The organism is Candidatus Methanoprimaticola sp. MG2 (assembly GCF_047501175.1).
GTDB lineage: Archaea > Thermoplasmatota > Thermoplasmata > Methanomassiliicoccales > Methanomethylophilaceae > Methanoprimaticola.
This window is the reverse complement of the sequence record NZ_JBEQWH010000023.1, coordinates 1-1,831: the sequence shown is the minus strand read 5'-3', so window position 1 is coordinate 1,831 and position 1,831 is coordinate 1. Positions and strand designations below refer to the sequence as shown.

Sequence of the window (1,831 nt, the reverse complement as noted above, 5' to 3'; positions counted from 1 at the left end):
ATGATGACGTTCGATGCTACGTTTAGTGCATGGTAAGCTGCCTCGGAATTGCCGGGAAACTCCTCAATGGAATTTCCTTGCAATGTTGTCCTGAGTAAGGCTCAGAACGATGTGAGATCCTCCGGGTCCGAAGACCCGGGGATCTGCTTAGGAGGTGATCCATCTGCAGGTTCCCCTACAGATACCTTGTTACGACTTAACCTTCCTTGCTAAATCTCAGTTTGAAGACCCCAATTAAAGGCCACCTCACTGAAACCCAACTCGGATGGTTTGACGGGCGGTGTGTGCAAGGAGCAGGGGCATATTCACCGCGAGTTGTTGATTCGCGATTACTACGGAATCCAGCTTCGTGAGGGTGAGTTACAACCCTCAGTCCGAACTATGGACGGGTTTCGAGATTACCTTCGCCTCTCGGCGTCGGAGCCCATTGTCCCGCCCTTTGTAGCGCGCGTGTAGCCCAAGAGATTCGGGGCATACTGACCTACCGTTGACCTCTCCTTCCTCTGACTTAGCGTCAGCGGTCCCAATAATGTGCCTCCATTCCGGAGAATGAAGTAGCAATTATCAGTGAGGGTCTCGTTCGTTATCTCACTTAAGAGAACGCCTTACGGTACGAACTGACGACGGCCATGCACCACCTCTCTAAAAATCTAGCAAGGTCATTAGCCTGGCTTTCATGTAATAGTCGCCCTTGGTGAGTTTTCCGGTGTTGAATCCAATTAAACCGCACGCTCCTCCCGTTGCGGTGCTCCCCCGCCAATTCCTTTAAGTTTCATCCTTGCGGACGTACTCCCCAAGTAGCAGACTTAACAACTTCTCTCCGGCACTGAATGCCCCCGAAGGGCCTCCAACACCAAGTCTGCAGCGTTTACACCCTGGACTACCGGGGTATCTAATCCCGTTTGCGACCCAGGGCTTCGTCCCTCACCGTCGGATCCGTTCTAGCTAGACGCCTTCGCCACCGGTGGTCCTTCTAGGATTACAGGATTTTACCCCTACCCCAGAAGTACCTCTAGCCTCTCCCGGTCCCAAGTCTGACAGTGTCCTCGGAATTCGGAAAGTTGAGCTTCCCGATTTACCCAAGGATTTACCAGACCGGCTACGAACGTTTTAGACTCAATAAAATCGACCACCACTTGGGCTGCAGGTATTACCGCGGCGGCTGGCACCCGTCTTACCCAGCCCTTATTCCTCAAGTTATCTACGCTTGAGAAAAGCTAGAACAAATGTCCTAGCACTAGGAATTCCCTCATCGGGGTTGCCCCCAGTGTGAAGTTTTCGCGACTGCTGCGCCCCGTAGGGCCTGGATTCGTGTCTCAGAATCCAACTCTGGGCTCCCTCTCTCAAGGCCCATACCCGTCGTCGGCTAGGGGGTACGTTACACCCACTACAACCTGATAGGCCGCAGAGCGATCCTAAAGCGCCGGAACTTTCAGCCAGAAGTCATTCCAGATCTCCTGACCTATCACTCATTATTATCAGTTTCCCGATTGTATTAGTGGCTTTAGGGCACGTTCTCCACGTGTTACTGAGCAGTTCGCCGAGGCCATTATGCCTCTCGACTCGCATGTCTTAATCGAATTCCTATAGCGGTGGCCGCCGGCAGGATCAACCGGAGTCAAATCTTTTGACTTTTCGTCTTTGGATGGATGAAAGAAACTGGCAGTTTACCATGTTTCACCGCTGTCCCGCTAAACGGCACACTCTTCGAATGATCCGTCTAACGGAACATTCGTAGCATCGAACGTCAGAATTCATGAGTGCACGCCTTTCGGCGGAGATCATGATTCTCCATCATTGCGGACTGTCTTAGCAGTCCCGCGTATTCCCG

1 rRNA gene is annotated in these 1,831 nt (G+C 52.3%); it reads right to left on the bottom strand.

Annotated elements, in window-relative coordinates:
• Positions 1-149 precede the first annotated feature (149 nt).
• Positions 150-1,619 (bottom strand): 16S ribosomal RNA (locus V5D86_RS09530).
• Between the last annotated feature and the right edge of the window lie 212 nt (positions 1,620-1,831).